Genomic DNA, 25470 nt, shown 5'->3' with positions numbered 1-25470 from the left:
CATCATCTCACGGCAGTTGACGCCGTGGGGATGCGGTCAAGGAAGTGTCAAGTGAACCCAAAGTGCACGGTTGGCAACACTCCGACACGTGGCAATCCTCACTCCGCTCAAGTGTGAGGCCTTCTGGACAGATGGGCGCTCGCGACGCATGATCAGATGAGTGCGGTCGGCACCGGATGAGCGCCAAGGTCACCACCGAGAAGCATCCGGGTCGCAGCCCCCACGGGGCCTCCAAACAAAAAATCCCTCATTTAGGAGCAATCGTGGCGCGCGACATCGCGGCTCCCCCCGTCATCCCCACCCAGCACAAGGAACTGGTCTCGTGGGTGAACGAGATCGCAGAACTGACGCAGCCGGACAGCGTGGTCTGGTGTGACGGATCCGAGGCCGAGTACGAGCGCCTGTGCGAGGAGCTCGTCGAGAAGGGCACCTTCAAGAAGCTCGACCCGATCAAGCGCCCGAACTCCTACTACGCGGCCTCCGACCCGACCGACGTCGCGCGCGTCGAGGACCGCACCTTCATCTGCTCCGAGAAGGAAGAGGACGCCGGCCCGACCAACCACTGGAAAGCCCCCGCCGAGATGCGGGACATCTTCCAGGGGGAGAAGGGCGTCTTCCGCGGCTCCATGAAGGGCCGGACGATGTACGTCGTCCCGTTCTGCATGGGCCCCCTCGGCTCGGACCTCTCCGCCATCGGTGTCGAGATCACTGATTCGGCCTACGTCGCCGTCTCCATGCGCACCATGACCCGCATGGGTCAGCCGGTCCTGGACGAGCTCGGCTCCGACGGCTTCTTCGTGAAGGCCGTCCACACGCTGGGCGCCCCGCTGGCGGAGGGCGAGACCGACGTCCCGTGGCCGTGCAACTCCACCAAGTACATCTCGCACTTCCCCGAGAGCCGCGAGATCTGGTCCTACGGCTCCGGCTACGGCGGCAACGCCCTGCTCGGCAAGAAGTGCTACGCCCTGCGCATCGCGTCGGTCATGGCCCGCGACGAGGGCTGGCTCGCCGAGCACATGCTGATCCTCAAGCTCACGCCCCCGCAGGGTGAGTCGAAGTACGTCGCCGCCGCCTTCCCGAGCGCCTGCGGCAAGACCAACCTCGCCATGCTGGAGCCCACGATCTCCGGCTGGACCGTCGAGACGATCGGCGACGACATCGCCTGGATGCGGTTCGGCGAGGACGGCCGCCTCTATGCCATCAACCCCGAAGCCGGCTTCTTCGGTGTCGCGCCCGGCACCGGTGAGCACACCAACGCCAACGCGATGAAGACACTGTGGGGCAACTCCGTCTTCACCAACGTGGCGCTCACCGACGACAACGACATCTGGTGGGAGGGCATGACGGAGGAGACTCCGGCCCACCTCACCGACTGGAAGGGCAACGACTGGACACCGGAGTCCGGTGTCCCGGCCGCTCACCCCAACGCCCGCTTCACCACACCCGCCTCGCAGTGCCCGATCATCGCGCCCGAGTGGGAGAACCCCGAGGGCGTGCCGATCTCCGCGATCCTCTTCGGCGGCCGCCGCGCCTCCGCCGTACCGCTGGTGACCGAGTCCTTCGACTGGAACCACGGTGTGTTCCTGGGCGCCAACGTGGCCTCCGAGAAGACCGCGGCCGCCGAGGGCAAGGTCGGCGAGCTGCGCCGCGACCCCTTCGCCATGCTGCCGTTCTGCGGCTACAACATGGGCGACTACATGGGCCACTGGGTCGACGTCGCCAAGGACAAGGACCAGGCGAAGCTCCCGAAGATCTACTACGTCAACTGGTTCCGCAAGAACGACGAGGGCAAGTTCGTCTGGCCCGGCTTCGGTGAGAACAGCCGTGTCCTGAAGTGGATCGTCGAGCGTCTCGACGGCAAGGCCGAGGGCGTCGAGACCCCGATCGGCGTGCTGCCGGCCAAGGGCGCGCTGGACACCAAGGGCCTCGAACTCTCCGAGTCCGACCTGGACTTCCTCCTCACCGTCGACAAGGAGGTCTGGCGCGAGGAGGCCGCCCTGGTCCCCGAGCACCTCAACACCTTCGGCGAGCACACCCCGAAGGAACTGTGGGACGAGTACCGGGCGCTGGTGCAGCGCCTGGGCTGAGCCCACGCGACGAAGAAAGACTCCGCGGCCGGTTTGGATGTGCCCTGACCAGCGATCGTCACGACCGGCCGCGGTGACAGCCGACGAGGTTCCGTACAACGGCGTGCGGGGCTTGAGGCCTGTCGTCGGTCTCCCGTCCGCCCCGACGGGAGATCGACGACAGGCCTTCGTCTTCCTCCCCTGTCACCTCTGAGCGTTTTCCCTCATCACCCCTGTGCGGACCGGGATTTCGCGGGACACTCGGGACATCCTGCAACGAACCCCGAAATGAGGTGAGCGGGGTGCGCACACCGGTCAGCGATCCCTTGAAGGTAGGGCCGTACCGCATCGTCGGACGGCTCGGGTCCGGCGGCATGGGCTGGGTGTACCTCGGGCGGTCGCCCGCCGGGCGCGAGGTGGCCGTGAAGGTCGTACGCCCCGAGCTGGCGGCCGAACCCGAGTTCCGGGAACGCTTCGCCCGCGAGGTCGCCGCCGCCCGGATCGTCAGCGGCGCCTACACCGCGGCGGTGATCGACGCCGACACCGAGGCCGAACTGCCCTGGCTGGCCACGATGTACGTGCCCGGCCCCTCGCTCGCCGAGGCGGTCCGTACGGACGGGCCGCTGCCCGAGGACCAGGTACGACGCCTCGGCGCGTTCCTCGTCGAGGCGCTCCAGGCCGTGCACGCGGCCGGAGTCGTGCACCGCGACCTCAAGCCGTCCAACGTGCTCCTCGCCTCCGACGGGCCGCGCGTCATCGACTTCGGGATCTCCCGGGTCGACGGGGCGCCCGGGCTCACCAAGGTCGGACTCATCGTCGGCACACCGCCGTTCATGTCGCCGGAGCAGATGAAGGGGGCGCGGGCCGGGCCGGAGAGCGATGTGTTCTCCCTCGGCGGAGTGCTGGTGTACGCGCTGTCGGGCCGCCCGCCGCACGGGACGGGGGACGCGGTGCGCTACCAGGTCGTCTTCGGCGACCCCGACCTCGACGGCGTACCGCCCGGCATGCGGCCGCTGATCTCACGCTGCCTCGCCAAGCGGCCCGAGGAGCGGCCCCGGCTCGACGACCTGCTGGCCGAACTGGTGGAGGAGGCCCAGCCGGCACCCTCGTGGCCGCCGCCCAAGGTGCGGCAGACGATCGAGGTCCGGCTGGACGAGTTGGCCGCGCGCCGTTCCGCCGGTACGAGCGTGTCCGTGCCCTCCTGTCTGATGCTGCACGCCCAGGCACTGCTGGACGCCGGACTGACCGACGCGATGGTCGCCCGGGCGGTGGGCCGTGGCACCGTCTGAGCCCGCGAGCGGCCCGGCTCATGAAATCGGCACGCATTGGCGGCAGTTGGTGCGGAACTGGGGTACCGGTCGGAATTTCCACGCCGTGACCGACACCGATTCCGTGTCCCTGCAATTCGATCTCGAGGAAACGGGGCGAACGCTCACGGTCAGATTCATGACCACCAAGCGGCTGCTCGTCGCCTTTGTCACGGACGGGAATTTCCTTCGCCATGACCAGCTGGCGGTTGCCGCGGCGGCGTCGAACGCATGGAATACCGAACAGTTGAATCCCATGCTCTCCGTATGGGACGTTCGAGGGCCGCGGCCCTGTCTCGCAGGGGTGTGCGATCTGCCGCTGACCTGCCGGGTCACCCAAGCGGACTTCGATGCTTTGGCCAGTGATTGGGTGGAACGGGCGCGGCAGATGTTCACCCGTTGTCATGAGGTGTTCCAGTTGTAGAAGAGAAACGCGTGATTGCGTAAAACCCTTTCCGGGGCAGGCCTGTTGGCTCCACTATGGGCGAGGGTCTTTTTCGGGCCACGGGGGTGCCCATGGGGCGAGTGCTGCGGTTCACCATGCTTGTAGGGATTCTTGTCGCCCTGCTGCCGTCAATTCCCGCGGCGGCGATCGACGACGCGTGCAAGGGCGGCTTCTCGGCCGCGCTGGAGTGCTGGACGAAGCGGCTCGGCGACCGGCCCGTCACCCTCGTCCTCGACCGCGCGCTGCGGCTCGACGGCACCCACGACACCCACGCGAAGATCATCGCCGAGATCACCGAGCACCGCGACCGGCTGGCGGTCCAGGTGCCGGCCGGCGTCTCCACCGGCGAGGGCGGCACCGTGCTGCTCGTCCTGGCGGACCCGGAACGCCGGCTCGTCGACCCGGACGCCAGGATCGACCGGCTCTCGGCGAGCACGCGCAAGGAGCTGAACGACGTCGACGTCTGCACGGCGGCCCGGAGGAAACTCTGCGACGACCTGGCAGCCTCGGGGAAGGCGACGGACCCCGTGGCCGGCGAGGAGCTGATCTTCAACAACCAGGTCACCGAGCACCGCGCCAACGTCGCAGGCTCCTCCGAGAACGGGCGCGACGGCCTCGACCGGTGGCTCCTCCCCGGTACCGCCACCGTCCTCGCCCTCCTCCTCGCCGCCTTCGTCCTCCTCGTACGCCGCACCCGCGCCCCCGTGGCCGTCTCCGCGGTCGGCGTGTCCGCACCCGCCGCCCGCATGCCCGACGAACCCACCCGCGCCCTGCGCCCCACCCGCCACCGGTCCGTCACCCCGCGCGCCCGCACCCGCCCCGCCGTCGTCCGCACCGACCTGCACCCCCAGGGATACGTCGAACTCGACCGCGTCCTGTACCGGGCCGTGTGGGCGGACCCCGGGCAGGCGCCGCCCCCGCCCGGCTCCCGTGTCGACGTCACCGACGCTCCGGAGCCGGACTCCGACGTTCTGCACGCCTTTCCGCCCGCCGCCGGGCGCCACGCCCACGCCCGTTAGACGTACCGCTCCACCAGGAGAAGCCCATGTCCAGCGAATACCCGCCCACGCTGCCGGCGGAGTACGCCGACATCGAGTTCGAGAACAACGCGCAGCGGCTGCCGCTGGTGCTGTGTCTCGACACGTCCAGCTCCATGGCGGGCCCGCCGATCCAGACGCTCAACAACGCGCTGGTGGAGTGGACGCGTGAGCTGCACGACGACGTGGCCCTCAGCTACAGCGTCGAGGTCGCCGTCGTCACCTTCGGCGGCCAGGGGGTCGCCGCCTGGCGAGGGCCGCAACCCCTCGCCCCCGGCGCCCCCGTGAGCCCCTTCGTGCCCGCGCACATGTTCCGCCCGCCGCAGCTCGGCGCCGCGGGCGTGACGCTGATGACGGAGGCCCTGGAGCTGTCGATGCACATCGTCGCCGCCCGCAAGGCCGAACTGCGCGCCTCCGGACTCCAGTACTACCGCCCGCAGATCTGCCTGGTCACCGACGGCATCCCGACCGACGCCACCGGCCGCCGCACCGACTCCTGGCACCGGCTGGTCCCGGTGCTCGCCGAGGAACAGCAGGCCCGCCGCTTCCGGCTGTACGCGATCGGCGTCGGCGGCATCACCGACACCGGCGAACAGGTCCTGCGGGCGTTCGCCCCGAAGTTCAACGCCACCATCCACGGTTTCCCGTTCCGCGAACTGCTCCAGATGATGTCCGCCAGCGCCAACGCCGAACAGAAGGGCGCCGGAGACGAGGTCTTCGAGAAGATCTTCAGCCAGTTCAAGACCCAGCGCCCCGCCTGGGAGAGCTGAGCGATGGGCAGGGCCGGCTGGCGGATCCACGGCATGAGCGTCGAGGGCTACCGGCACCGCCGGGACGGTCTGCCCTGCCAGGACGCCTGCGCCCACGTCGAGTCCGGGCCGGTCGCCGTGCTCGCCGTCGCGGACGGCGCCGGCAGCCGGCCGCGCTCCGACGAGGGCTCACGGCTCGCGGTCGAGCTGGCCGCCGAGCACTTCGTACGACGGGCCGCCGCGGCCGTCGACAGCCCGGCCGGCGAGGCCGTGCACGATCTGCTCGCGGACGCCTTCCACGACGTCACCAAGGTGTTCCTGGACACCACGGGCGCGGCGGCCGCGGACTTCGCGACCACCCTCACCGTCGTCGTGCTGGCCCCGGACTGGCTCGGCCATCTCACCGTCGGCGACGGTTTCGTCGTACTGCGCGCCGGAGCCGAGGACGGCGAACCGCAGTTCCATGTGCTGCCGCAGGCCGCGGACGCCAGCGAGTACAGCAACGAGACGGTCTTCCTCACCTCGCCCGACGCGGCCCGCTGGATGCGCACCGACTGTGTGTGCGACCCGGGGATCGACGGCGTCCTGCTGTCCACCGACGGACTCGCCCAGGCCGCGCTCTCCCGCACCGGCGGCGGCACCCCGACCCCCAACGCCTCCTTCGCCGACGCCGTCTTCCGCTCCCTCGACGGCCCCGGACCGGTGTCCGACTCCGCGCACGACAACCTGGCCGCACTGCTCAGGTCGGACCGGCTGACCGCGCTCAACGCCGACGACAAGACACTGCTGCGGGCCGTGCGCAAGGCGCGGCCATGAGCGGCCGCGTGGTCCACCTGGACGGGAAACCGGTCGTCCTCGCCGAGCAGCCCCTGAAGGGCGGCGGACAGGCGGCCGTCTTCCCCGTCGAGGGCGACCACGCAACCGTCGTCAAGCTCTACCGCGACCCGCCGGGCCCCGACCAGGAGCGCCGGCTGGCCCGCATGCTGACGATGTCCCCCCTCGCGGCCCGCCCCACCGACCGTTCCCAGCCGCCCGAGCTGGCCTGGCCCACCGCGATGGCCCGCAGCCCCGAGGGCGCGTTCCTCGGCTACGCCATGCACCGGTTCGGCGAGCCCGAACACGTCCAGCTGGTCGGGCTGTTCACCCGCGCCCAGCGCCTCAGGCTCTTCCCCCACGCGGACTGGCGCTTCCTGGTCGGCGTCTCCTGGAACCTCGCCTTCATGACCGCGCGCATGCACCACGACCACCTCGTCATCGGCGACTTCTCCAGCAGCAACGTGGTCGTCGACGCCAACGGCTTCGTGACCTTCCTCGACTGCGACTCCATCGCCTTCACCGACCCGGTGACGGGCGAGCCGTTCCCGTGCCTCATGCACACCACGGACTACTCGGCCCCCGAGCGGCAGGCGGGCGGCCCCGCCACCCGCTCCAGCGACGACTTCGCCCTCGCCGTCCTCGTCTATCAGCTCCTCACGGCGGGCAACCACCCCTTCGGGGGCGTCCCGCACGAGAGCACCTCCGAGTCGACCGTCAAGGACAACATCGCCGCCAGCTGCTCCTACGTCGTCCGCCCCGAGCAGGTCGTCATCCCGCGCGGCACCATCGACCCGTCCGTCCTCCCGCCCGACCTGCTCACCCTCTCCCGCGCCGCCTTCGGCCCCGGCGTCCACGCCCCCGCCGCCCGCCCGCCGGCGGAGGCATGGCTGCGCGCCCTCGACAAGCAGCGCGCACAGATACGGGTGTGCCAGGCGCGGCCGCTGCACGCGTACGGCGCCCATCTGCCGGACTGCCCCTGGTGCGTACGGGCGGTCCACACCGGCCACGACGTGTTCAACGGTCCCCGGCCGGTGCCGCTGCCGCCCCCGCCGCCGGTGCCGCAGGCGGTGCCGGCGGGTGCCGGGTCCGGCGCGCTGAAGGTGGCGTGCCTGCTGATCGCGCTGGTGGTGTTCATCGTGATCGCGGCCATCGCCCGGAGCAACGGGGGCTAGTTCGCCCGGTCCTCCAGATACCGCGTGTGCGACTCCTGCCGCCGCGCCTCCGTCTCGCGCAGCGCCGCCGCCAGCACCTCGGCCTCCTCCTGGAGGAGGGTGAGCTGCCGCTCCAGGTGCCGTTCCGGTGCCTCCTGGCCCGGTGCGAGACGCGTCCACCACCGAGTGCGTACGAAGGTGTCGACGGCCTCGGGAACGTCCTGCCGTACCGCGCGGGAGAGCGTGTGCACGCCCTCCGGATCGTGCGCGAGGAGCTCGGTCGACCAGCCGGGGTCGAGCAAGGCGCCCAGCAGCTCGGTGAGTTCGGTGAGCCGGCCGGCCGCGGCGGGCGGCAGTTCGATCTCCGCCAGATACGCCTGGAGGGTCCCGAAGTCACCGCGCACGGTGTCCAGTCGGGCGGAGGCGTCCGGGAAGTCCGGCGGCGGCGGCCGCTCCGGCGGGGCGATGAGCGCTCCCGCGCCGTACAGCCCTATGACGACGACGGGCCAGTAGGGGCCCGCCGCTCCCGCGAAGGTCAGCCCCAGCCCGGCGATCCCGCACACGCTGCCCGTGATGTTCTTCCGGGACTCGAGGTACTCACTGATAGCCACGGATCTCCTCGAAGGCGCCGTCCAGTGAGCCCTGCCGGGCGTCGAAGAGGCGGCCGCCGGTCAGTTCGGCGATGTCCTCCAGCTCCCCCCGGTCGGAGTCGCCGAAGAGGATCGGGAAGACGGGGATCTCCCGCTGCGCGGGGTCGAGCAGGGCGTGGAACCCCTCGAACCGGGCCGCGGAGCTGCCCGGCGTGTTCTCGCCGTCCGTCATCAGCACGATCGACGTGAACATGTCCCGGTCGGTGCGGAGTTCCTCGTACGCCTTCTCCAGCGAGGTGTAGATCGCGGTGTCCCCCTCGGCGGCGAGCGCGCCGATGTCCGCACGGACGGCTTCGATGCCGGACCGGGGATCCGGATCCATCGCGTAGCGCCGCACCTCCTTCACCTCCGACCCGAACGGCATCAGGGTGACCTCCTCGCGGCCCCGGAAACGGCCGCTGACGTTGGTGAGCGCCTTCTTCAGCTGCGCCAGCCGGTCGCCCTCCATCGAGCCCGAGGTGTCGAGGACGTACACGGTCCTGGAAGGACGGCGCAGCTCGTTGTCGTACGAGTCGAGCAGCCCGTCGGCGACGGAACGGCTGCCAGGGAAGGGCAGTTCGCGCCGTCGGTCGGTGTCGAGGCCGGACGCGGGGGACACCGAGGGGACCACCGGGCGGCGGTGGGTGCGCTCGGTGATCTCGCGCTGGATCTCCGGCGTGCGCAGGGCCTCGGCGAGCCGGCGGACGTCCTCGCGGACCGTGGTGTCGGTGGCGGCGAGGGAGGAGAGCGGGTAGTCGGCGGTGACCACGCCGTCCCGGGGGCGGATCACGGTGAGGCCCGGGATGCTCTTGAGGACGGACTCGTAGTTGAGGAGCGCGTCGACGTTCCCGCGCCGCTCGTACGCCGCCGCCAGCCAGCCCGACGAGCCCGAGGTCAGCTTCTGCCCCTGGAAGAACTCCTTCAGCCGCGGGGCCGCCTTCGTGACGTCCGCGTCGGTGAGCGCCGACTGGGCGCCGGAGAGGGCCGAGGCGACGGCGACCAGGGTGGAGAAGCCGGAGTTGGAGCGGGACGGATCGGTCATGCCGTATGTCAGCCGGCCGTCCTGGACGGCCTGTTCGACCTGGGCCCAGGTCACCTGCTCAGGCTGCCGGCCGAGGGACTTCAGCGAGGCGCTCTTGATCCCGATCGCCACCGGGCTGGACATCACCGGTGTCTCGGAGACCACCTTCTTCGCGACGTCGGGGCGCAGCCGCAGATAGTCGTTGGAGGACAGCCACAGGGCGTCGTACGTCCCGTCCGCCTTGCCCTCGGCGAGCAGGTCGATCGCGTCCAGGGTGCCCAGGTAGACGGGGCGGACCTTGATGCCGGTGTCCTTCTCGACGCGGTCGAGGATCGGGGTCATGTCGCTGAGCTCGCTGGAGGCGAGGACGCGCAGGGTGCCGGGCTCGTAGGAGCCGGCGACACCCGGCGTGCTCACGCCGTCCCCGGAGCCTGATGACCCCGTCGACGTGCACGCGGTCAGGAGGGCGAGCGCCGCGACGGCCAGTGTCAGGGGTCGTCTCATCCGAGGCCCCCTTCCAGCGCGCCCTGCGACCGGCTGCGCTCCAGGTACGCGGAGGCGTGCTGGAGTTCGGAGGTCAGGGACTCCACGGTGGACGCCATCACCTCGGTCGCCTGGACCTTGTAGGTGTCGATGGCGTCCAGCGTCCGATAGATCTGCTGGAACGCGGACCGCAGGGTCTCCGCGCCCACGGCCGGGTCGGCGGCGATGCGCTGGATCTCCCCGCTCTGCGTGGCGAGCATCTCCGCGTTGCCCCGGATGAGGTTCTCGGTCGTGCCGCGCAACGCGTTGACCTGCTCGATGACCTTCTTCTGGTTGTCGAGCGCGGAGGCCAGCATCACGGAGATCCGCAGCGCCGACACCGTGGTCGTGGCCGCGCGGTCGACGCCCTTGATCAGTTCCTCGTTGTTGCGGCGTACGACGTCCATGGCGAGGTATCCCTGGGCGCACACCGCGAGCTGGGTGAGCAGGTCCTGGTGCTTCTGCCGGACCGGGAAGAGCACGTCGGCGCGGAGCGAGTCGGCCGCCTCGGGGTCGCCGACCCGGGCGATGTGCTGCTCGACCGCCGTGTCCAGGGCGTCGGTGAGGACGACGTACTCCTGGAGCTTGCCCATGCTCTCCCAGAGCCGGACCCGCTCGGTCTGCAACGCGGCGTTGTCGCGGCGCAGTTCGTCCTGCCCGCCGCGCAGCGAGCCCACGATCTTGTTGAGCGTCCCCTGCGCGGAGGAGTACTTGGCGACGTAGTCGCGGACCTTGTTGCCGCCGGGCAGCCGGGACAGGAACCTCCGTCCCTTGGCGGCCGCCAGATCACGCGGGTCCAGGTCCTCGACGACCCGCCGCAGTTCCACGAGCGAGCCCGCGACCTGCGACTGGGCGTCCCCGCCCGTGTCGGGCAGGCTGCGGATGGTCCGCTCCAGCATCCGGTTGGACTGCGCGGCCGCGGCACGCATCTCGCCGGCGCCGAGCCCGGTGATCTCACCGACCTTGCCCGCGAACTCGGGCGAGCGGGCGTCGAGGGCGGCGAGCCCCGCGACATAGTCGGCGGCCTTCTGCGTCATCCCCGTACGGACGCTGTCGTCGACGGGGACGAGCCCGCCGGCCTTCTCCCGTGGCACGGGTGCCACGGCCTCGGGCGGGGTGAGTGTGAAGACGTCGTCCCCGCTGAGGGTGTGCTGCCGACTGCTGTTCTGGCTGGTGTTGTTGAAGCCGCTCATACGATTCCCCCGTTCATCCCCGGGCCCGTCGCGCCAGCTCGTGCAGCACCGTGGAGGTGGGCACGGGCGCCTGGCGGACGCCGGTCAGCTGCTGCTTGAGATAGGTGCCGGCCGAGGCGAACCCGGCGGCCGCGCCCTGCGGACGGAACCCGTGCCGGACCTCCAGCTCGCGCAACTCGGGGTCCGCGGAGAGGAGTTCGGCGAGGGCCTGGCCGTTCTCGGTCAGCGGTACGACGGTGTGGTCGCTGTTGACCGTGGTGTCCGGGTAGAGGACGACCAGGTCGTCCGGCTGCTCTCCGTCCGCCAGGAGCGAGGCGACCTGCGACTCGTAGACGAGGACGAGCGGGTTGCCGGCCCCGCTGACGAAGTCCCGGAACGCCGCGTCCGTGCTGGTCTGCTGGGCGCCCTGCACGCTGATCAGCTTGCGCAGCAGGGGAGTTGCCTTCCCGACCTCGGCGTCGCTCGCGACGACCTTGCCGCCGTTGCCGACAAAGGAGGCGGCGGCCAGATAGAGGGCGCCGGAGTTGGAGGACTCCGGGTCGGTGCTGGCGAGGTAGAGCGTGCCGCTCAACTCCCCGTACTTCGCGGCCCCCTTGAGCTGCTGCCAGGTGCGGTCCTCGCGGGCCGCGTCGAGATAGGCGGCCATCCTGAGCGTGCCGCGGTGTTCGGCGTCCAGCGCGGCGAGCCCGTTGCCCGCGAGCACCTCGGCGGCGCTCTTGTGCGCCACGACGACGAGGGGCGAGTAGAAGGGGCGGGGGAGTGTCCCCGACACCTTGTACTTCGCGGCGAGTTCGACGGCCGGCGCCTGACTGGAGGGAAGGGCGAAGTCGTACCCCTCGAGGTCCAGCCCTTCCATGGCCCAGGACCCGGAGGTCTCGGCCTTCACGGTGAACCCCTTGGCGGCCAGGGCCTTCACCACATCCGGATCGGCGAAGAACTCCGCCTTCTCCGATCCGATCACTCCTCGCACGGTCTTCGTTGCCGTGCTCTTGTCCCCGGTGTCCCGGCCCGCCGCGACGGCTACCACCACTCCGCCGATCAGCAAGACCGCGAGGACGATTCCGATGATTCGTCTCACACAGGCAGAGTGCTCGCGGAACCCAACATTCCCCGGCGGGGGGCGTGAACGGGAGGTGTCATACCGACCCCAGTACTGCAACGCGCCCCAAAGGGGCGCGGGGAACTGCGCGATCAACCACAACGAACCCGCAGCCGCAAGACCACACGAACCCCTACGGCGAGAGGCGCCACGGCTCAAGCCAACGCAGTGTGTGGCGCCCGGTCCGCGCGTCGCTGCGGGTGCACGCGGACCGGGGCCGTTCCGGTGATCAGCCGGCCGCGGTCAACTCACGCGGCTCGGCCAGCGCGGCGGAATGCGCATCCATTCGCTCGGCGGCCAGAATCGCCGCCGCGGTGTCCGCTCGCGATGCCGCCACCACCAGCGCCCGCCCCGCCAGGGCATGCGCCCGTCGGTGCAGGGACGCGAGCCGACCGTCGCCCCCGCCGGAGGCGCGGGCCGGCGTGCTGCCGCTCCGCAACCGCGTCACCTGCTCGGCCAGCCGCTCCGCGGCCGCGTCGAGGTCGGCCGACGGCGAAGCCGAACGCAGTTCGTCCGTCACCGCCAGCAGGGCCGCCAGATGCCCCGCGAGCTGGAACTCCAGCTCCTCCTCGCGGGTCCGGTGCGGAAAGTCGGACGTGCTGCCGGCCATCGTGCTGTGGACCGACTTGGTGCGGATCGGTTCGTACATGGGATGGCCTCCTGTGCTGTCAGGAAATCATCCTAGCTTAGATTCAGTCTAAAGTTGAGCGGCGGGGCGGATTCGCCTACGGCTGGCTGTAGCCGTCCAGGAAGTTCCCGATCCGTGTCACCGCGTCCCGCAGATCACGGGCCGTCGGCAGCGTCACGACCCGGAAGTGATCGGGCTCGCTCCAGTTGAAGCCGGTGCCCTGGACGACCATGATCTTCTCGCGCCGCAGCAGGTCGAGGACCATCTGCCGGTCGTCCTTGATCTTGAAGACCTTGGGGTCGAGCCGCGGGAACAGATAGAGCGCACCCTTCGGCTTCACACAGCTCACGCCCGGGATCTGGGTCAGCAGGTCGTACGCCACGTCCCGCTGCTCGCGCAGTCGCCCGCCCGGCAGCACCAGGTCGTTGATCGTCTGGCGCCCGCTGAGCGCGGCCACGACTCCGTGCTGACCCGGCATGTTCGCGCACAGGCGCATGTTCGCGAGGATGGTGAGGCCCTCGATGTAGGAGTCCGCGTGGGCGCGCGGCCCGGAGATCGCCATCCAGCCGACCCGGTAGCCCGCGACCCGGTACGCCTTCGACATGCCGTTGAAGGTGAGGGTCAGCAGGTCCGGGGCGACGGCCGAGGTCGGGGTGTGCGTGGCGCCGTCGTAGAGGATCTTGTCGTAGATCTCGTCCGAGCAGACCAGCAGGTTGTGGCGGCGGGCGATGTCGGTCAGGCCCCGGAGCATCGCCTCGTCGTACACCGCACCCGTCGGATTGTTCGGGTTGATGATCACGATCGCCTTGGTGCGGTCGGTGACCTTCCGCTCGATGTCCGCGAGGTCCGGCATCCAGTCGGACTGCTCGTCGCAGCGGTAGTGGACGGCGGTGCCGCCGGAGAGGGAGACCGCGGCGGTCCACAGCGGGTAGTCCGGGGACGGGACGAGGACCTCGTCGCCGTCGTCCAGCAGGGCCTGCATCGCCATCACGATCAGCTCGGAGACGCCGTTGCCGACGAAGACGTGCTCGACGTCGGTCTCGATGCCGAGGGTCTGGTTGTGCATGACGACGGCGCGGCGCGCGGCGAGCAGGCCCTTCGCGTCGCCGTACCCATGGGCCGAGGACACGTTCCGGAGGATGTCCTCCAGGATCTCCGGCGGGCACTCGAAGCCGAAGGCGGCCGGGTTTCCGGTGTTCAGCTTGAGGATGCGGTGACCCGCCGCCTCGAGCCGCATGGCCTCCTCGAGAACCGGGCCCCGGATCTCGTAACAGACGTTGGCGAGCTTGGTCGACTGGATCACCTGCATGTCAGGGAGCTTACGGCGGGGTAACGCCCCGTGGGTCGTGTTTTCCACCACGCGAGACGGTGCGGTTTGGGTGGTTATCGCCGGTAGCTGTCCCAGGGGCCCCGCCCGTCCCTAGAATCCGCGGCCATGTCCAGCCCAGACGAGTACGGAAACGGGGCACACGACGCGCGCGACCCCCAGGGTCCGCCGAACGTGTACCACCCGCGGACCGAGCCGCCCCCGCCGTACGAGGAGTACGCCGACCCGGCCGTCGCGCACGGCTGGCAGAACGCCTACGACGAGACGGCCGAGCTGCCACGCGTCCCGTCCCGGCGCCCCCGCTCCCGCCGCAGGCCGACCCCCTGGCGCTCGCGACGGGTCGCGCTCGCGGCCGGCGCGGTGGGCGCCGTGTCGGCGGCCGCACTGATCGCCGGGTTCGCCTTCTCGGGAGACGGGTCGGCGGCGGGTGACGCCGAGGGCAAGCACGGCCGTACGGGACCGTCGGCGGCCGACGGCTCCACGGAGCCCGGCGAGGACGGCACCGCGACCGGCTCGGACGGGACCGGGTCGCCGGACGCCGGCGCGTCCCCCTCCGGGACCGCCGCCTCCAGCGCCTCCCCGTCACCCTCCGCGGAGAAACCGAAGGAGCCGAAGGAGTCGGGGCAACCCCCGGGCGCCTCCACCACCCCGTCGCCGACCGCCACCGCGAGCCAGTCCGCCCCGGGCAACGCCAACGGCAAGGGGCGCGGACAGGGGAGCACGAAAGGGCCCAAGTAACCGCCGTAATGGGTAGGTTGCCCTTGCCGAACGCGGAGTGTGCGTTTCGGCCAGGTCGCATGATCAGGCTTGACACAACTTCTTGCCTGATTGCCCACCCCTCTTCACAATGCGCATGACAAACTCACGGACGGCCGGAGGATTTCCGGTCGTCCAAGTCGCAAGAGGGGACCCCCACATGAGAAAGCCTCTCGTCGCCGCACTCAGTGTCCTGGCGCTCGCCGGGATGGGTACGGCACCCGCGGTCGCCGCCGAACCCTCGGCCGCGGGCGTCGGCAAGAGCGTGGACACGGACACGGTCACGTCGGTCGTGCACGACCTGGTCACGTCCACCACGTCGGCCGTCAAGCAGGCCACGTCGCCGTCGCCCACGCTCCAGGCCGTGACGCTCGCCGGGACCGTCTCGCTCAGCAACTGTTCCGGTTCGGTCATCCGCTTCCCGAACTCCCTGGACACCGACCCGGCCCTGGTGCTCAGCAACGGCCACTGCCTGACCTCCGGCTTCCCGGAGCCCGGCGAGGTCATCACCAACCAGGCCTCCACCCGGACCTTCGGCCTGCTCAACTCCTCCGGCTCCCGGGTCGCCACGCTGCGCGCGAGCAAGCTCGCCTACGCGACGATGACCGACACGGACGTCTCGATCTACCAGCTCACCAGCACGTACGCGACGATCAAGAGCTCGTACAACATCTCCCCGCTGACCGTCCAGGACACCCACCCGACCGCCGGCACCGCCATCACCGTGGCCTCCGGCTACTGGAAGACGCTCTACAACTGCAACATCGACGGGTTCGCGTACCGTCTGAAGGAGGGTGACTGGACCTGGAAGGACTCGGTCCGCTACACCTCCGCCTGCAACACCATCGGCGGCACCTCCGGCTCGCCGGTGATCGACCAGGCCACCGGCAAGGTCGTCGCCGTCAACAACACCGGCAACGAGGACGGCGAGTCCTGCACGGTCAACAACCCGTGCGAGGTCAGCGAGAGCGGCGCCGTCACCGTCCGCCAGGGCATCAACTACGCCCAGGAGATCTACAACATCCCGGCCTGCTTCACGACCCGCAACCAGCTCAACCTGAGCGCGAGCGCGTGCACGCTGCCTAAGCCGTAGCGCTCCGTGCGGGGTGCGATCGGCTGTAGGGCGGCTGCGGCACCGTCGTGGCCGGTCGCGCAGTTCCCCGCGCCCCTGGGGCGTCGGGCGTTCCGTTACATGGGACTGTGACGGACCGCCTTGCCCGCCAGTACGTCCGTCCGTCGGCCGTCTTCGATCACGAACCGACCGTCGATCAGGACGTGCGGGATGCCCACCGGGAGTGTGCGGGGATTCTCGAACGTCGACCCCGCCGCCACCGTCCCCGGATCGAAGAGAACCACGTCGGCCCGGTATCCCTCACGCACCAGCCCACGGTCCGGCAGGCGCAGTCGTGCCGCCGGGCGGCCGGTCAGATGGGCCACGCACTCTTCCAGGGACAGCACCCCCAACTCCCTGACGTACCGGCCGAGATAGTGCGGGAAGGTGCCGTACGCGCGTGGGTGCGGCTTCGTTCCCTGCAGGATGCCGTCCGAGCCGCCGGTGTGGACCGGGTGGCGCATGATCCGCTGGACGTTCTCCTCGTGGCCCACGTGCTGGAGGATCGTCGTCCCGAGCCGGTCCCGCACGAGCAGTCGGCGCGCGGTCGTCCAGGGGGCCTCGCCGCGCGACTCGGCGGACTGCTGGACCGTACGGCCGACGAAGTCACCCAGTGACGGATCGCTGACCCCCGAGATCTCGATCGTGTCCCACTCGATGGGCACCCCGTGGCAGCCGTCCGCGCCGACGACCTCCAGGTGGTGCCGGATCCGCTCGGCCGTCCCCTCGTCCGCGAGCCGCTCCAGGATCCGTTCCGGCCCGCCCTCGCTCGCCCAACTCGGCAGCATGGCCACGAGGGTGGTGCAGCCGGGCGTGTAGGGGTACGTGTCGAGGCTGATGTCGGCGCCCTGCGCGAGCGCGTCGTCGAGAAGGGCCAGCAACTCGGGCGCCCGGCCCTTGTTCACGCCGAAGTTCATGGTGGCGTGGGCGAGATGCAGGGAGCAGCCCGCCTCCCGGGTCAGGGCGACCATCTCCTCGTACGCATCGAGGGCCCCCGCGCCGTACGAGCGGTGGTGCGGGCAGTAGTAGCCGCCGTACGACGCCACCACCCGGCACAGCTCGGTGAGTTCGGCGTCCTTGGCGTACATGCCGGGCGTGTAGGTGAGCCCCGACGACATGCCGACCGCGCCCTGCTCCATGCCCTCGGCGACCGACTGCCGCATGCGGTCGAGCTCCTGAGGGGTCGCCTCCCGGTCCTCCCAGCCGACGGCCAGCATCCGGACGGTGCCCTGGGGGATCAGATAGGCCGCGTTGACGGCGATGCCCCGGCCTTCGAAACCGAGGTCCAGGCGGTCGAGGTACTCGCCCACCGACCGCCAGTCGAAGTCGATGTCGTCGCCGTACCCGTTCCAGCCGGTGATGGCGCGGCGGACCTCGGCCAGGGTGCGGTCGTCGACGGGGGCGTACGACAGTCCGTCCTGGCCCAGGACTTCGAGCGTGACCCCCTGCGCGGCCTTGGCGCTGTGGTCGGGGTCGCGCAGGAGGGCGAGGTCGCTGTGGGCGTGCATGTCGATGAAGCCAGGGGAGAGGACGAGACCCTCCGCGTCCAGCTCGCGCCGGGCCGTGGGACGTTGGCACCCGGCGTCGGCCGCCTCCTTGACGATCGAGACGATCCGGCCGCCGTCGATCACGACGTCCGCGCGGTACGACGGCGCACCGCTGCCGTCCACGACGTCCGCGTCCCGGATGACGAGTTCTTCCATCGGCGACGGCCCCTCAGAAGTAGGTGCGGATGTAGTCGACGACCGTGCCGTCCGCCTCGGCCACCGGGATCAGCTGCCACTTGTCGAAGGAGGTGCACGGATGGGACAGCCCCAGGCCGAGCCAGTCACCGACCTCCAGATCGGCCTCGGGTCCGGTGCGCAGCCAGGCGTGCTGGTCGGACAGGCCGGTCACCTCGATGCCGTCCGCCGGGCGCTCCACTCCTTCCCGGCGTACGACCTGGGCGAACGGCAGATGGAGGTCGTAGGCCGCGTCCCGCTTGCCCGCGTTGACGAAGGCCTGCTCGGGGGAGGGCCGGGAGACGACCTGCGTCCACAGCCGGAACGCCGGCTCCAGGGCGCCCTCCTCCGGGACCCGGTTGAAGGGGGTGATCTTCCGGTAGTGGCCGTCGTCGTGCGAGACGTACGCGCCGGAGCGGAGCAACTTCAGTACGGGAAGCGAGAGTTCGGGGATCTCCGCGAACACGTCGGCGACGGCGTCGAACCAGGCGCTGCCGCCCGCACTGACGACGACCTCGTCCGTCCCGCCGAACCGCCCGTCCTTGTCGAACGCGGCCGCGAGGGAGACGAGCCGCCGCAGCCAGGCGTGTACGCGCTCGGGGTCGGCGTTCGGGACCTCCCCCTCGTACCCGGCGACACCGACGAGCCGCAGGGTCGGTGCGGCGGCCACGGCGTCGGCGACGGCGGCGCACTCGGCCTCCGTGCGGACCCCGGTACGGGCGTCGTCGCCGGCGGCGAGCTCGACGACCACGTCGAGGGGGCGGGTGGCTCCGCGCAGGGCCGCGTCCATGAGCTCGACGCCGCGTACGGAGTCGACGTAGCAGATGAGACGGAAGCCGGGGTCGGAGTCGAGCTCGGCGGAGATCCACCGGAGCGCGGCCGGGTCGACGAGTTCGTTGGCGAGGAAGACGCGCCGCGTCCCGAAGGCCCGGGCGACGCGGACCTGGTGCGGTACGGCGAGGGTGATGCCCCATGCCCCGTGCTCGATCTGCCGCTGGAACAGCTGGGGCGCCATGGAGGTCTTGCCGTGCGGGGCGAACGTGAGTCCGTGCCGTGCGGAGTAGGCCTCCATGAGCTCCAGGTTGTGCTGGAGCCGCTCGGCGGAGAGGGCGAGGACGGGGGTCGTGAAGCCGTCGGTGAAGAGGTTGCGGCGCTGGGCGGCGAGCTCGGCGACGGTGAGGCCGTCGGCGTCCGGGGGGAGGCCCTTGAAGCGGTGGTCGACACGGTCCTCTGCGAGGCGGGCGAGCGCTTCGGAGGGGCTGTCAGCTGTCATGGAGCCTCCCTGATCTGGTGCGTTGCACTTGCTGCAACGTCCATTGCGTATATCGCTTACTGCTGTCTAACATCTCGGCCAACGCAGGGTCAATGGATCCCCACGACCGAGACCGAGGAGCTACGACCATCGTGACCAACGCCCCCGACATCGTGGATGTCGTCGCGCTCGGCGAGTCCATGGTCACGTTCCTGCCCACCCGACCCGGCCGCCTTGCCGATGTGCCGTCGTTCGAGCGGGGGATCGGGGGTGCGGAGTCGAACGTGGCCTGCGGGCTGGCCGCCGCGGGGCACTCCGTGCGGTGGGTGAGCCGGGTGGGTGCGGACGGCTTCGGTGACCATCTGGTGGCGACGATCGGTTCGTACGGCGTGGACGTGTCGGCCGTACGTCGTGATCCGGCGCGGCCGACCGGGGTGTACTTCCGTACGGCGGGGGAGCGGGGGACGGATGCGCACGAGGTCGCCTACTACCGTGCGGGGTCGGCGGCATCGGCCATGTCGCCGGGGGACGTGGACCTGGAGGCGGTGCGGGCGGGGCGGGTGCTGCATCTGACGGGGATCACGGCGGCGTTGTCCGAGGGCTGTGTGGATCTGCTGCGCGAGCTTCTGGCAGCCGGGCCGGATCGCCCCCTCATCTCCTTCGACGTGAACCACCGGCCCGACCTGTGGAGGGGCGCCGAGGGGGCGGGGGTGGTGCTGGAGCTGGCACGCCGGGCGGATGTGGTGTTCGTGGGGGAGGACGAGGCGGAGGAGGCGTGGGGGGTGACGGGTGGCCCGTCGGCGGTCCGGGAGCTCTTGCCCGAGCCGGGCGTGCTGGTGGTGAAGCAGGGGGGAAGGGGAGCTACGGCATTCGTCTCGGCTGCGGGCCGGAGGGGGCTGGTCGCGCAGTTCCCCGCGCGCCTGGGGTCATCCACCGGCTCGGAGTCACAAGGTTCGGTGTCCTCGCCCGAGCAGCCTGCGGGCGGTCGTGTCGCCGCGGGTGAGTGGGGGCCGGTCGCGCAGTTCCCCGCGCCCCTGGGGTCATCCACCGGCTCGGAGTCACAAGGTTCGGTGTCCTCGCCCGAGCAGCCTGCGGGCGGTCGTGCAGCCGCGGGTGAGTGGGGGCTGGTCGCGCAGTTCCCCGCGCCCCTTGGGTCGGGCACCGGCCCGGAGTCACCAGGCGGGGCGTCCTCGCCCGAGCAGCCTGCGGGCGGTCGTGCAGCCGCGGGTGAGTGGGGGCTGGTCGCGCAGTTCCCCGCGCGCCTGGGGTCATCCACCGGCTCGGAGTCACAAGGTTCGGTGTCCTCGCCCGAGCAGCCTGCGGGTGAGCCTGAGCCGCGCAACGTGCGGGCATGCGTGCCGCCTAGGGCGGCTCCCGACCCAAAGGGAGGCGGCACCCCGTCAGCGCCGGCGAGCGAAATGGCCCCTGCAGCAACCCCCACGGCGGGCACCGCTCGGTCGACCACCCCAGACACAGCCACCTTTGTCCGTGCCCTCGACGTCGACGTCGTAGCCACCACCGGCGCCGGAGACGCCTTTGCCGCCGGGTTTCTGTCCGCCACCCTCCGAGGGCTCCCCGCGAAGTCCGCCCTCCGTCACGCCCACCTCCACGCCGCCGCCACCCTCACCACCCCCGGCGACCTCGCGCCACCCCCCGCCCGCGACACCGCCGACCGCCTGGCGGCCGTGGACGACGGCACCTGGGAGACACTTCGACTCGGCCCCGGCTGGACGCAAGCCGTGCAGGCCCCGGAGGAGGTACGCATTCCATGAGCCAGACCGTCGACCGCGCGCTCAGCATCCTGCCGTTGCTCGCAGAAGGTCCCGCAGACCTGGGACAGGTCGCCGACCGCCTCGGCGTCCACAAGTCCACGGCCCTACGGCTCCTGCGCACGCTCCACGAGCACGGCATGGTCTACCGCCAGTCCGACCAGCGCTACCGCCTCGGCGCCCGTCTCATCGCGCTGGCCCAGGAGGCGATGGAGAACCTGGACATCCGGGAGATCGCCCACCCCCACCTCGTACGCCTCAACGAGCAGTGCGGCCACACCGTCCACCTCGCGGTGTACGAGGAGGCCGAGGTCCTCTACATCGACAAGGTCGAGAGCCGCTACCCGGTGCGGATGTACTCCCGGATCGGCAAGCCCGTCGCGATCACCGTCGCGGCCGTGGCCAAGCTGCTCCTCGCCGACCTGCGCGAGTCCGAGCGCCGCACCCTCGCGGACAAGCTCGAGTACCCCATGTACACGTCCCGTTCGACCCCCAACGCACCCGCTTTCCTCAAGGAGTTGGAGCGGGTGCGCGAACAGGGCTGGGCCACCGACCTCGGTGGCCACGAGGAGTCCATCAACTGCGTCGCCGCGCCGATCCGCGGCGCCGACGGCAGGGTCGTGGCCGCGATGTCGGTCTCCGCCCCGAACGTCGTCGTCACCGCCGACGAACTCCTCACCCTCCTCCCGCTGGTCCGCCGTACCGCGGACACCGTCAGCGGCGAGTACTCCGGCAGAACCCCCGTCAAGGAAGCCACCTCATGACCGAGAAGACCGAGAAGACCGCGCTCGCCCCCAGGACCCACACCACCCCGCCCGCGAGGTTCTCGCACGGCGTGCGCAAGGGCAACATCCTCCAGGTCGCCGGCCAGGTCGGATTCCTCCCCGCGCAGGACGGCAAGCCGCCGACGCCCGCCGGCCCCACCCTGCGCGAGCAGACCCTGCAGACCCTCGCCAACGTCAAGGCGATCCTGGAGGAGGGCGGCGCGAGCTGGGACGACGTGATGATGATCCGCGTCTACCTCACGGACGTCGACCACTTCGCCGAGATGAACGGCATCTACAACACCTACTTCGAGGAGCAGGGCCTCACCGCGCCCCCGGCCGCCCGCACGACGGTCTACGTCGGCCTCCCCGCCGGACTCCTCATCGAGATCGACGCGCTCGCCGTACTCGGCTGAGCCCACACCCCCTCAACTCCCGCACGCCGTAAGCAGCCGGCATGGCCCCCACGGGTGGCCATGCCGCGATGCCCCCTGCCCGAAAGCTGTATGTACTTACGCAGAGGACCCCCATGTCCCAACCGCTCGCCGCAGCCACCGAAGCTCCCCCGCACACAGGTGGCCTGCTCCTCCTCATCGACGGCACGGCCGGTCTCCTGACCGTCGCGGCCATCGGCATCGCCCTCCTCCTCTTCCTGATCATCAAGGTCAGACTCCAGCCGTTCGTCGCCCTCCTGGCCGTCTCCATAGCCGTCGGCCTCCTCGCCGGCCTCTCGGTCACCGAACTCTTCGGCACGGTCCAGCGCTCCGACGCCGTCTCCACCATCGAGTCCGGCATGGGCGGCATCCTCGGCCATGTCGCGATCATCATCGGCCTGGGCACGATGCTCGGCGCGATCCTCGAAGTCAGCGGCGGCGCCGAGGTGTTGGCGTCCCGCCTCCTCAACCTCTTCGGCGAGAAGAGGGCACCCCTCGCCATGGGCCTCACCGGCCTCATCTTCGGCATCCCGGTCTTCTTCGACGTGGGCATCTTCGTCCTCGCCCCGATCGTGTACGCGGCGGCGAAGCGCAGCGGCAAGTCGATCCTGCTCTACTGCCTCCCCCTCCTCGCCGGTCTGTCGATGACCCACGCCTTCCTGCCCCCGCACCCCGGCCCGGTGGCCGCGGCGGGACTGCTCCACGTGGATCTCGGCTGGGTCATCCTGATGGGCGTGGTCTGCGGCATCCCGGCGGTACTGGCCGCCTGGGCGTTCTCCGCGTGGATCGGCCGGCGCATCTTCGTGGCCGTACCGCAGGACATGGTGGAAGCGGCCGCGGAGGCCAGGCTCGCGGTCATCAACGAGCAGCGCGAGCAGGGCGTGGAGCCCCGCGAGGACCCGGTCCCGCTGGGCACGGTCCTCGGCATCATCGGCACCCCGCTGGTCCTGATCCTCGCCGCCACCTTCTCCTCGATCGCCCTGGACCCCTCCACGGGCCGCTCGGTGATCGAGTTCTTCGGCAGCCCCTTCGTGGCCCTGACGATCGCCCTGCTCCTCGCGTACTACCTCCTGGGCCTGAGGCGCGGCTGGTCCCGCAAGTCCCTGGAGACCGTCTCGACGGCCTCGCTCAAGCCGGTCGGCAACATCCTGCTCGTCGTGGGCGCGGGCGGGGTCTTCGGCGCGATCCTCAAGGCGAGCGGCGTGGCCCAGGCGCTCTCGGACACCTTCAACGACGTGGGCCTGCCGGTGATCGTCCTGTCGTACCTGATCTCGGTGGTCCTACGGGTGGCCCAGGGCTCGGCGACGGTGGCGATCGTGACGACGGCGGGCATCGTGGCGCCCCTGCTCTCGGAGGGCGACCACTCCCAGGCCTTCGTGGCCCTGGTCATCATGGCCATCTCGGCGGGCTCGATCTTCGCCTCGCACGTGAACGACGGCGGCTTCTGGATGGTGGCCAAGTACTTCGGCATCAGCGAGCGGGACACGCTGAAGACCTGGACGGTCCTGGAGACGGTCCTCTCGGTGGTCGGCTTCGTGATGGCGGCGGTGCTGAGCCTGTTCGTGTAGGCATGAGGTCCGGGGTGGCGGCCCCGGACCTCGCCTCACCTTTCTCCCATACGCCTCAGACGTCCCCCGGGTTTGACCCCGGCGCCCCACGGCACAGCTTCGTCCGCCATACTTCCCGCTGTGGAGCAGCGCATAGGTTCGAGCAGCAAGCCCCTGGAAGGCGCCGGGTTCGACCCGGCCTTCATCCCCGGGCTGACCTCACCCGTGTCCGGCGAGCCCGAGGACGCCGAGGAGCCCCTTGCCGAGGAGGATGCCCTCGCGAAGAAGGAGGCCGCCCCCGACCCCGAGGAGGAACCCACTCCCGACGAGCCGGAGGCGGACGCGGCCGACGGCCCCGTCTTCGAGGCGTCCGACCGTCGCGCGAAGATCGTCGCCGACGCCAAGGGCGTACGCCTGAGCCTCGACGAGGAGCGGTGCGAGTTCCGCTGGGACGAGATCGGCGCGATCGAGACCGAGACGCCCCGCTTCGGCAAGCGGTACACGATCACCGTGCACACCCCGGACAGGCGCTGGTACCCGATCGAGGTCGAGGCCACGTCGCGGGCGCGCTTCCAGGAGTGGGACGAGCAGCTGGACGCCGTCCTCGACGCCTACTTCGAGGACGACGGCGCCGACGAAACCGAGGACGACTAGTCCCACCCAGGGGCGCGGGGAACTGCGCGACCGGCCACCACCGGCCCGCAGCTCCCCGACGCCTGTCCACTTCTAACTGCAGTACTGCGCCTCCTTGCCGATGGACCGGTACATACAGTCGGCGTTCTCCAGCAGCTGGAGCACCGCGTCCCGGTTGCGCGCGGTCTCCGCAGCGATCACCTCGTCGGGCGGGTAGAAGCCGCCCCCGGAGCTCGACGACGGGTACATCTCGAAGGTGTACCCGAAGATCTTCTGGCTGCCCCACAGCCAGTCGTCGATCGATCCGTCGGTGATGTACAGGTCGCTGGACTGCTCGGGCGTGTAGCCGTTGCTCGCGGCCATCTTCCCGCCGACCGTGGCGAAGGCGTTGCGGTCGTCGGTCGTCATGCCGGTGGCCGTGTTCGCGGTCGTGTACCCGTAGGGCCACAGCACCAGTTCGCTGTACGTGTGGAAGTCGACGCCGGCCTTGATCTGCTGCACGCCGCCGACGACCCGGCTGCGGACGAAGTTGGCGACGACCTTGACCTCGGGCGCCGACTCGGCCGCCGTGCCGCGGTACGTCTCCGAGGACGTGGACCCGGACGAGCCGCCACAGCAGCCGAACCGGTAGGCCCAGTTGCGGTTGAGGTCGGTACCGACGTACGAGGAACCGGAGTTGGGCTGCCGGTTCTTGCGCCACGAGCGGTAGGAGCCGGTGGCGACGTCGTACTCGCCGCCGTCGGGGTTGAGGTCCGGGACGATCCAGATCTCGCGGCTGTTGACCATGTTGGTCACGCGGGAGTCGGTGCCGTAGTCCGAGGTCAGCTCGTTGAGCAGGTACAGCGCCATCTCGACGGTGAGGTGCTCACGGGCGTGCTGGTGGTGGGTGAACAGCACCTCGGGCTCGGACTCGTCGGTCGCCACGTTGTCGCTGATCTTGATGGCGACGATGTTCCGGCCCTGGTACGAGGTGCCGATCACGCGGGTGCTCGCGATGGACGAGTTGGCGGAGACGACCGAGTTGATCTCGCTCGTCATCTCCGCGTAGTTGTGGTACCTCGAGTCTGCTGAGGGGAAGTCGAGGATTCCGACCTCGCCGTCCGCGGCGGAGGACCGGTCGGGGACCGCGCCGAGCGCCGTGATCTCGTAGCCCTGCGCGCGCAGTTTCTTGATCTGGTCGGCGCGGCCGGAGATCACGACACCGTGGTCGTCCACCTCGTCGATGGCCACGCCGGCCTGCTGGAGGGCCGAGCGTTCCTTGACCGTCGCGTGCGTGTGGACCTCGTACTGGCGGATGTCGTCCGCCGAGGGAGCCGCCTTGGCGGTGCTGTCGGCGCTGGCGCCCGGGGAGAGGGGTGCCGCGAGTGCGAGGGCGACCAGGACGGCGAAGGCGGCGGTACGTCTTTTGCCGCGGGCGCCTGAGCCTCGTATGCGAAGTCGCATGAAGTCTCCTAGTTTCTCCAGGGATTCCGGGGTCTCCGGGCCTGAAGCAA

At 70.4% G+C, this 25470-nt stretch carries 22 protein-coding genes and 2 pseudogenes; 15 read left to right on the top strand and 9 right to left on the bottom strand.

Annotated elements, in window-relative coordinates:
- Window positions 1-263 precede the first annotated feature (263 nt).
- From ACWD3I_RS11760 to ACWD3I_RS11730, 7 genes are all read left to right on the top strand, one after another.
- Window positions 264-2087, top strand: a complete 1824-nt coding sequence (locus tag ACWD3I_RS11760) for a phosphoenolpyruvate carboxykinase (GTP) (RefSeq protein ID WP_365391983.1) — start codon at window positions 264-266, stop codon at window positions 2085-2087.
- Window positions 2088-2368: 281 nt separating this feature from the next.
- Window positions 2369-3355 carry a serine/threonine-protein kinase gene (locus ACWD3I_RS11755; RefSeq protein WP_365391981.1) on the top strand — a complete coding sequence of 329 codons (987 nt, stop codon included), beginning with the start codon at window positions 2369-2371 and terminating at the stop codon, window positions 3353-3355.
- An 85-nt stretch (window positions 3356-3440) separates the two neighbouring features.
- Entirely contained in the window at window positions 3441-3797 is a 357-nt protein-coding gene (locus ACWD3I_RS11750) for a hypothetical protein (protein WP_234441697.1), read from the top strand.
- A 92-nt stretch (window positions 3798-3889) separates the two neighbouring features.
- Complete coding sequence (locus tag ACWD3I_RS11745) at window positions 3890-4837, top strand: hypothetical protein (RefSeq protein WP_365391979.1); 948 nt, start codon at window positions 3890-3892, stop codon at window positions 4835-4837.
- A gap of 26 nt (window positions 4838-4863) precedes the next feature.
- The gene (locus ACWD3I_RS11740) at window positions 4864-5625 is read left to right on the top strand and encodes a vWA domain-containing protein (protein WP_046260838.1); all 762 of its coding nucleotides are present in this window, start codon (window positions 4864-4866) and stop codon (window positions 5623-5625) included.
- Between the two features lie 3 nt (window positions 5626-5628).
- Complete coding sequence (locus tag ACWD3I_RS11735) at window positions 5629-6420, top strand: PP2C family serine/threonine-protein phosphatase (RefSeq protein WP_365391976.1); 792 nt, start codon at window positions 5629-5631, stop codon at window positions 6418-6420.
- Entirely contained in the window at window positions 6417-7592 is a 1176-nt protein-coding gene (locus ACWD3I_RS11730) for a hypothetical protein (RefSeq protein WP_365391974.1), read from the top strand. The genes ACWD3I_RS11735 and ACWD3I_RS11730 overlap by 4 nt, the downstream gene beginning before the upstream one ends.
- On the opposite strand, the gene ACWD3I_RS11725 is transcribed toward ACWD3I_RS11730, so the two are convergent.
- From ACWD3I_RS11725 to ACWD3I_RS11700, 6 genes are all read right to left on the bottom strand, one after another.
- Window positions 7589-8182, bottom strand: coding sequence for a hypothetical protein (locus ACWD3I_RS11725; protein ID WP_365391972.1), 594 nt, complete (start codon window positions 8180-8182; stop codon window positions 7589-7591). The genes ACWD3I_RS11730 and ACWD3I_RS11725 overlap by 4 nt on opposite strands.
- On the bottom strand, window positions 8169-9725 hold the full coding sequence (locus tag ACWD3I_RS11720; protein WP_365391970.1) for a vWA domain-containing protein: 1557 nt from the start codon (window positions 9723-9725) through the stop codon (window positions 8169-8171). Before ACWD3I_RS11720 ends, ACWD3I_RS11725 begins: the two co-directional genes overlap by 14 nt.
- Window positions 9722-10936: a toxic anion resistance protein gene (locus ACWD3I_RS11715; RefSeq protein ID WP_365391968.1), complete on the bottom strand. Its 1215-nt coding sequence runs from the start codon at window positions 10934-10936 to the stop codon at window positions 9722-9724. The genes ACWD3I_RS11720 and ACWD3I_RS11715 overlap by 4 nt, the downstream gene beginning before the upstream one ends.
- 13 nt (window positions 10937-10949) lie before the next feature.
- A complete protein-coding gene (locus ACWD3I_RS11710) occupies window positions 10950-12014 on the bottom strand; it encodes a hypothetical protein (RefSeq protein WP_365391966.1) in 1065 nt (354 codons plus the stop codon).
- Window positions 12015-12264: 250 nt separating this feature from the next.
- Window positions 12265-12684 carry an SCO4983 family protein gene (locus ACWD3I_RS11705; protein WP_365391964.1) on the bottom strand — a complete coding sequence of 140 codons (420 nt, stop codon included), beginning with the start codon at window positions 12682-12684 and terminating at the stop codon, window positions 12265-12267.
- Between the two features lie 76 nt (window positions 12685-12760).
- A complete protein-coding gene (locus ACWD3I_RS11700; protein WP_365391962.1) occupies window positions 12761-13972 on the bottom strand; it encodes a pyridoxal phosphate-dependent aminotransferase in 1212 nt (403 codons plus the stop codon).
- A 126-nt stretch (window positions 13973-14098) separates the two neighbouring features.
- On the opposite strand from ACWD3I_RS11700, the gene ACWD3I_RS11695 reads away from it, so the two are divergent.
- Both ACWD3I_RS11695 and ACWD3I_RS11690 read left to right on the top strand, forming a co-directional pair.
- On the top strand, window positions 14099-14728 hold the full coding sequence (locus tag ACWD3I_RS11695; RefSeq protein WP_365391960.1) for a hypothetical protein: 630 nt from the start codon (window positions 14099-14101) through the stop codon (window positions 14726-14728).
- A gap of 178 nt (window positions 14729-14906) precedes the next feature.
- The gene (locus ACWD3I_RS11690; RefSeq protein ID WP_365391958.1) at window positions 14907-15839 is read left to right on the top strand and encodes a S1 family peptidase; all 933 of its coding nucleotides are present in this window, start codon (window positions 14907-14909) and stop codon (window positions 15837-15839) included.
- A 95-nt stretch (window positions 15840-15934) separates the two neighbouring features.
- Here ACWD3I_RS11690 and ACWD3I_RS11685 read toward each other — a convergent pair whose 3' ends face one another.
- Complete coding sequence (locus ACWD3I_RS11685; RefSeq protein WP_365391956.1) at window positions 15935-17560, bottom strand: N-acyl-D-amino-acid deacylase family protein; 1626 nt, start codon at window positions 17558-17560, stop codon at window positions 15935-15937.
- A gap of 13 nt (window positions 17561-17573) precedes the next feature.
- Window positions 17574-18851, bottom strand: coding sequence for an amino acid deaminase (locus ACWD3I_RS11680; protein ID WP_365391954.1), 1278 nt, complete (start codon window positions 18849-18851; stop codon window positions 17574-17576).
- A 92-nt stretch (window positions 18852-18943) separates the two neighbouring features.
- Between ACWD3I_RS11680 and ACWD3I_RS11675 the strand changes: the two are divergent.
- The 6 genes and pseudogenes from ACWD3I_RS11675 to ACWD3I_RS11650 all read left to right on the top strand — a co-directional run.
- Window positions 18944-19717: pseudogene (locus tag ACWD3I_RS11675) on the top strand (sugar kinase); the annotation flags it as partial.
- A gap of 582 nt (window positions 19718-20299) precedes the next feature.
- Window positions 20300-20602: pseudogene (locus tag ACWD3I_RS11670) on the top strand (PfkB family carbohydrate kinase); the annotation flags it as partial.
- A complete protein-coding gene (locus ACWD3I_RS11665; RefSeq protein WP_365391952.1) occupies window positions 20599-21363 on the top strand; it encodes an IclR family transcriptional regulator in 765 nt (254 codons plus the stop codon). The pseudogene ACWD3I_RS11670 and the gene ACWD3I_RS11665, both read left to right, overlap by 4 nt.
- Entirely contained in the window at window positions 21360-21779 is a 420-nt protein-coding gene (locus ACWD3I_RS11660) for a RidA family protein (RefSeq protein WP_365391950.1), read from the top strand. The genes ACWD3I_RS11665 and ACWD3I_RS11660 overlap by 4 nt, the downstream gene beginning before the upstream one ends.
- 113 nt (window positions 21780-21892) lie before the next feature.
- Complete coding sequence (locus ACWD3I_RS11655) at window positions 21893-23365, top strand: GntP family permease (RefSeq protein ID WP_365391948.1); 1473 nt, start codon at window positions 21893-21895, stop codon at window positions 23363-23365.
- 120 nt (window positions 23366-23485) lie between these two features.
- Window positions 23486-23998, top strand: a complete 513-nt coding sequence (locus ACWD3I_RS11650; protein WP_365391946.1) for a hypothetical protein — start codon at window positions 23486-23488, stop codon at window positions 23996-23998.
- Between the two features lie 72 nt (window positions 23999-24070).
- Here ACWD3I_RS11650 and ACWD3I_RS11645 read toward each other — a convergent pair whose 3' ends face one another.
- Entirely contained in the window at window positions 24071-25420 is a 1350-nt protein-coding gene (locus ACWD3I_RS11645) for a M14 family metallopeptidase (protein WP_365391944.1), read from the bottom strand.
- Window positions 25421-25470: the final 50 nt, after the last annotated feature.

The sequence above is a fragment of the Streptomyces sp. NPDC002817 genome (assembly GCF_053592055.1).
Note: the sequence above shows the minus strand (reverse complement) of the source record. Positions and strands in the feature narration are given on the sequence as shown.